This window comes from Rhodococcus marinonascens NBRC 14363 (genome assembly GCF_001894885.1).
GTDB lineage: Bacteria > Actinomycetota > Actinomycetes > Mycobacteriales > Mycobacteriaceae > Rhodococcus_F > Rhodococcus_F marinonascens.
Genome location: NZ_BCXB01000043.1, coordinates 21707 through 27706, shown reverse-complemented (window position 1 = coordinate 27706; position 6000 = coordinate 21707). Strand labels below are relative to the sequence as shown.

Annotated in this window: 4 protein-coding genes and 1 pseudogene; 3 read left to right on the top strand and 2 right to left on the bottom strand. The window is 61.8% G+C overall.

Annotation, left to right across the window (positions count from 1 at the left end; genetic code table 11):
- Positions 1-232: 232 nt before the first annotated feature.
- Positions 233-634, bottom strand: coding sequence for a hypothetical protein (locus RM2_RS20495; protein WP_072691355.1), 402 nt, complete (start codon positions 632-634; stop codon positions 233-235).
- 106 nt (positions 635-740) lie between these two features.
- Positions 741-1091, bottom strand: a complete 351-nt coding sequence (locus RM2_RS24170; protein ID WP_139277858.1) for a hypothetical protein — start codon at positions 1089-1091, stop codon at positions 741-743.
- Between the two features lie 565 nt (positions 1092-1656).
- On the opposite strand from RM2_RS24170, the pseudogene RM2_RS25695 reads away from it, so the two are divergent.
- The 3 genes and pseudogenes from RM2_RS25695 to RM2_RS20470 all read left to right on the top strand — a co-directional run bounded on the left by RM2_RS25695 (position 1657) and on the right by RM2_RS20470 (position 5953).
- A pseudogene (locus RM2_RS25695) lies at positions 1657-2894 on the top strand (MFS transporter).
- 375 nt (positions 2895-3269) lie between these two features.
- The gene (locus RM2_RS20475; RefSeq protein WP_084721913.1) at positions 3270-4583 is read left to right on the top strand and encodes an MFS transporter; all 1314 of its coding nucleotides are present in this window, start codon (positions 3270-3272) and stop codon (positions 4581-4583) included.
- 56 nt (positions 4584-4639) lie between these two features.
- Positions 4640-5953, top strand: coding sequence for an MFS transporter (locus tag RM2_RS20470; protein WP_084721912.1), 1314 nt, complete (start codon positions 4640-4642; stop codon positions 5951-5953).
- Positions 5954-6000 lie beyond the last annotated feature (47 nt).

Below are 6000 nucleotides of genomic sequence, written 5' to 3'. Positions count from 1 at the left end.
TTGTGAGGAGCGAGACACCCGGCCAGACCGTCGGCCACGGAAACGCTTCCGCGGTAATCCCCCTTTTGCCACGCCCCAAGACTTGATCCCAAGCTGTTCGTGTGTCTGTGGAGTCAAGGACGCGCGTTGGCGACACTTGGCGCCTGCGTCTTGACAAGCCGTCCGGCTACTCGCACGCAAAACACTGACCGAGAGGGCCCGGTCTCAACGGGTGAGGAGGCGTTCCGTCAGTTCACTCACCCAGGGATCCCTCATCCAAGCGGGGGAGGACGTCGATCCACACGCGCAGTGGTGGCTCTCCGATCGCGGGAACGTCGATGAACACGAGGCGGCGCTGCGGCGACAATTCGCGCCGATCGATCGTCGAGCACGAGATCGTGGGCTCGAAGCCGCTTGCGCACGCCACGATCACCCCGGGCTCGACCGGAGTCAAAACGCGGGTTCCCGAAACTTCAGGGTTCCAGAAGCCGGGGTTCTGCGGACCGAGCACGTCGTCGACGATTCGGAGCATGCCGCGCGGAATCGACGGGGTGGCGGGCTCGGCACCTACAGGGGCCGAGCCGAGTAAAACCGTCACACCGGCAAGAGCGAGAACGACACCGGTGCGCCGTCTGGAGGGAATCGGCAGGACCATGTCGGAGCTCCTTGATCAGTGAACGTGCGAAAAGGTGTCCACACGATCGCCGTCGACACCCGTGGCAGGACATGTGGTCTGGTTCAACGTGCACCGCGGATCTCGCCTAAACGAAGTCCCGCCCCGACACCCTGACCCGTTCGGCGGTGGTGGTCGGCGAGGTCGAACGCGGGAAGGTGTCGCTGGTGATTGCCCTGATCGGGGAACGCGGGGCCTCCCCAGTCGATGTCGCGTCATCGACGACGACGGCGACGGTGCATTTCGTGCCGACCTCCGACGCCCTCCTCGCTGGCGCGGTGGAGCTGTTGAGTCCCATTGTGGCGCAACGCATCGAGCGCACCGAGCTGGCGGCGATACGACCTCGACCCGGCGCTGCCCATCGCCGCGATCCCGCACCGACACCATCGCAGTGTTCGACCTCGGTGTCGGCACCCACGACATCGCGAGAAATCGTCAACAGAGCAAACGTTGCATGAGGGCAAACGTTGCATATTGCTCCACAAGTTCAGAACGACCGAGGATCGAAGCATCGCCCCGTGTCGCAGCAGATCAAAGGCGCCTGACCACGCATTCTCCGAATGCGACGGCATGAATCGGGCCTGATCGAAATGCGCTCTTGCTTCCCCACACTAACGGATCTAGGTTGTTCAAATGGCGCCGACGGTGGCGCGAGTCACATCCGGAAAAGCCCCAACGGGTTCCTAGATCCAGCCGAGTTCAGCAAGAGGAACGGCCATGGCAACTACCGCAGATGGCACCCCCAAAGGGGGCGAGGGGGACGACCCTAGTTTGGGGCTGATCGAACGCTCGGGCTTCGATTCGCCGACCGAGATGCCCAAACCAGGGTGATCGTGGCCTACTGCCCGCTATCCGAGCGGGGGCCAGAACTACACGCTGCTCTACATCGTCAGCGCCGTGATAGCACCGCTCGGCGTCGTCGCCATCCTGCCAATGAATAGGTGCGACAAGAACCTGTCCAAACACGGGGGCGCGCTGACTTGCCAACGCGGAGAGGAGTTTTGATGTCAACAGATTCTGGTGACGCCGAAGGCGGAATCGCAGACAAGATTCCGAACCCACCGCCAGCGGGAGGTTCGGCACTCGCTCCCCCCACTGAGATGCCCCGGATTCCATGTCTGGTTGCCTTCGGATTTGCGCAGTTCGCGATCTTCGTAGCGCTCCTCGGGCCGGTATTGGTGAGCCTGGGGATCAAGCTGATCTCCGTGGTCGGCGAAGACGATGCGCCACAGGCCACCGGATTGGTGCTCGGTGTCGGAGCGATTGCCGCGATGATCGCCAATCCCGTCTTCGGACACATCTCAGACCGCACCACTGGCCCCTGGGGACGCCGCCGGCCGTGGATCATAGTGGGAACCGTAGGGCTCGCAGTAGCCCTACTCGCCATCGCGCTCGCCAACAGCGTTTTCCTCCTGGTGATCGGCTGGTTCGTGGCACAGATCTTCGCGAACGCCGCCTTCTCTGCCTACCTGGCAACCATCGCCGATCAGATCCCGCCGGAGCGACACGCAAGCATCTCCGGGTACGTCAACATCACGCAGAACCTGGGAATCCTCGCCTCCACCTATATCGCCAGCTTCTTCGAATCGAACATGCTGGCGTTGTTCATGGTGCCGGCCGTCATCGGCGTGATCGGCATGAGCGTCTTCGCGATTGTGCTCCCGGACAAGCCCCTCACGGCCAAGCCACCGCGCATGCGCGCTCACGAGTGGATCACACTCTTCTGGGTGAACCGCGTAAGCACCCGGACTTTCTCTGGGTCCTGCTTTCGCGCCTGCTGCTGTTCATCGGCATGTACCTGTTCGTCTCGTTCCGACTCTTCTGGGTTCAAGATCGCGTCGGCCTCGACCTGAGTGCCGCCACCAGCGCCGTGGCGACCGCCGTAACCATCTACACGATCGCCTTGTTGGCTACCACCATGCTCGCCGGCTATCTCGCCGATCGACTGAATCGCCGGAAGGCGCCGGTGTTCATCTCGACGATGATCTTCGCCATCGGCACACTCTTCCTGATCGGCGCCGATACGGTAGCGAGCTTTTACATCATCGAAGCTGTCCTGGGCATCGCTTACGGGATCTACTTCTCCTCCAACTTCGCTCTCGTACTTGCCGTACCACCCGACCCCGATCGCGGCAGTGTCGCGACAGGGCAGAAGAGTTGTCGGTTGTTCGACTTCCGGCTATTGCAGCCAAACTCCTTGCGGTGGAGCCGAACACATCGCTCGAATTGTTGCGTTTTCTGAAAGAGGATTCAGAGTTGATCATCTCGGCAAATAGTCGGCCGGGATCCCCGATTCGGACAGACTGACCCACATCAGCACCGACCGCGAGGTCCCCGCCCCGAAACATGGTCGCCCGCCAGAAGTGAGCGGCGCTGCCTGATTCAGCGCAGGCGACGATCGAGGCATCGCACCGTGCCGCAGCGGATCAAAGGCCCCTGACCACGCACTCCCCGAAGGGGACGACCCAACTGGGGCCGGATCAAAACGCGCTCTTGCTTCCCCACACTAACGGATCTAGCTTGATCAGAGGCACCGATAGTGGCGCGAGTCACTTTCAGGCGATTCTTCGTTACGGAATCAGTGGTCCGGCCAACTTCGGCAACAAGAGGAACTCTCATGGCAACTCCGTCAGACGACACACCGGGGGGAGGTGGGGTCGACGATTCGAATCTTGGGTTGATCGAACACCCGGACCTCAATTTTCCGACCGAGATGCCCAAACCCCGGGTGATGGCCGCGTTCGCGTTCGCGCAGTTCGCACTGTTCGTAGCCCTGGTCGGGCCTCCAACCGTAAGCATCGCGATCAAACTGACCGCTGTGGTCGGGTCCGACAACGCACCACAGGCCGCGGGGTTGGTGCTCGGCATCGGCGCGATTGCGGCAGTGGTCGCCGGTCCCGTGTTCGGTTACCTGTCCGACCGCACGACCGGACCTTTGGGACGACGCCGACCATGGATGGTCGGCGGCAGTGTCGGACTGGCATTGTGTCTGCTCGTGATCGCGGTCAGCGACAGCATTCCGGTCCTGATCGCCGGCTGGTTCGCAGCACAACTCGTCGCGAACGCGTCCCTGGCGGCCTACCTGGCCACCATCGCCGATCAGATCCCAGTGCACCGCCACGCAAGCATCTCGGCGTTGGTCAACGTCGCACAGCAGTCAGGGATCCTCGTCGCCGTGTACGCCGTGAGCTTCCTTTCGTCGAACATGATTGCGATCTTCATGGTTCCCGCCGTCATCGGCGTCATCGGCATGGTCGTGTACTCGCTCGTGCTCCCGGACAAACCACTGGTCTCGAAGCCCCCGTCACTGGGCGGTCGCGAATGGCTTTCCCTGATCTGGGTGAGCCCGCGCCTGCACCCGGACTTTGCATGGGCATTCCTCTCACGCTTCTTGTTCTTCATCGGCCTGTTCATGTTCACCTCGTTCCGGCTGTTTTGGATGCAAGACCACATCGGTCTCGATACCGACTCCGCCGCCGCGGTCGTGGCCACCGGGGTGCTCATTTACACCGTGATTCTGATGGTCTCCGGCCAGATTGCCGGGATGGTCTCCGATCGGATCAAACGGCGCAAGCCTCTGGTTTTCGCCTCGGTCGTAGTGTCGGCGATCGGCTTCGGACTACTTGCCGTTGTCGACTCGGTATCCGGCTTCTACCTGGTGGAGGCGATCCTCGGGATCGCGTACGGGATTTACTTCGGCGCCGACCTCGCCTTGGTCATCGAGGTACTTCCTGATCCCAACAATGTGGCGAAAGACCTCGGGATCTTCAACATCGCCAACGCCGCCCCCCAATCACTCGCTCCGCTGGTCGGTGCGGGACTGCTCGCCGTTGGAGCAGGGGGACAGAACTACACACTGCTCTACATCGTCAGCGGAGTAATAGCACTACTCGGAGCGATCGCCATCCTACCGGTGAAAAAGGTGAGATAGAGCCCTATCCAAACACGGGGGACCGCGCTGATTTGGGAACGCGGAGAGGAGTTCTGATGCCAACAGATTCTAGTGACGCCGAGCGCGGAATCGCAGACAAGATTCCGAATCCACCGCCAGCGGGCAGTTCGGTGCTCGCTCCCCCGACGGAGATGCCCTCGATTCCGGTCATGGCGGCCTTCGGCTTCGCGCAGTTGGCACTGTTCTTGGCGCTACTCGGCCCGGTGATGGTGAGCATGGGGATCAAGCTGATCTCCCTGGTCGGCGAAGACGAAGCACCGCAGGCCACGGGATTGGTGCTCGGCGTCGGAGCGATCGCCGCGATTGCCGCCAATCCCGTCTTCGGATACATCTCGGACCGCACCACCGGGCCGTGGGGACGGCGTCGGCCGTGGATGATCATAGGAATTGTAGGGCTGGCTGTTGCTCTGCTGGTCATCGCCCTCGGCAACAGCGTCTTCGTACTTGTGATCGGCTGGTTCGTGGCACAGATTTTCTCGAACGCCGCCTTTTCTGCCTACCTCGCAACCATCGCCGACCAGATCCCACCCCGCCGGCACGCCAGCATCTCCGGATACGTCAACATTGCGCAGAACCTGGGAATCCTCGCCTCAACCTACGTCGCCACCCTGCTGGAAACGAACATGCTGGCGTTGTTCATGGTGCCGGCTGTCATCGGTGTGGTCGGCGTGAGCGTCTATGCGATAGTGCTCCCGGACAAACCACTCATGGTCAAGCCACCGCGGATGGGCGCTCGCGCTCTGATCCATATGTTCTGGGTGAACCCGCGCAAACACCCGGACTTCGCATGGGTGCTGCTCTCGCGCTTGCTGTTCCTCGTCGGCCTGTTCATGTTCACCACGTTCCGGCTGTTCTGGATGCAAGACCGCGTCGGCCTCGACCTGAGCGCCGCCACCCGCGCTGTGGCCACCGGAGTAACCATCTACACGATCGCCCTGTTGGGGACAACCCTGTTCGCAGGCATAATCGCCGATCGATTCAATCGCCGCAAGGCGCCGGTGTTCATCTCGACCATGATCTCCGCCGTCGGCACCGTCTTCTTGATCGGCGTCGACACTGTAGCGGGCTTCTACGTGGTAGAAGCGGTCCTCGGCGTCGCTTACGGGATCTACTTCTCCACCGACTTCGCTCTCGTGCTTGCCGTACTACCCGATCAGAGCAACCCCGCGAAGGATCTCGGCGTGTTCAACATTGCAAACGCCGTCCCGCAGTCGCTCGCGCCGCTGATCGGCGCGTTGATGCTCGAGGTCGGGAGCGGTGGGCAGAACTACACCATGCTACTCAGCGTCGCCACGGCAATGGTGTTCCTCGGAGCGATGGCAATCGTTCCCATCAAATCGGTGCGGTGAACAACCCCACCGACCCATCGAGGCCTACCGATCGAGAAGGAGAAAAC

Coding starts and splice junctions, on each gene's coding strand:
- RM2_RS20470 (WP_084721912.1), top strand. CDS start 4,640: ATGCCAACAGATTCTAGTGACGCCGAGCGCGGAATCGCAGACAAGATT.
- RM2_RS20475 (WP_084721913.1), top strand. CDS start 3,270: ATGGCAACTCCGTCAGACGACACACCGGGGGGAGGTGGGGTCGACGAT.
- RM2_RS20495 (WP_072691355.1), bottom strand. CDS start 634: ATGGTCCTGCCGATTCCCTCCAGACGGCGCACCGGTGTCGTTCTCGCT.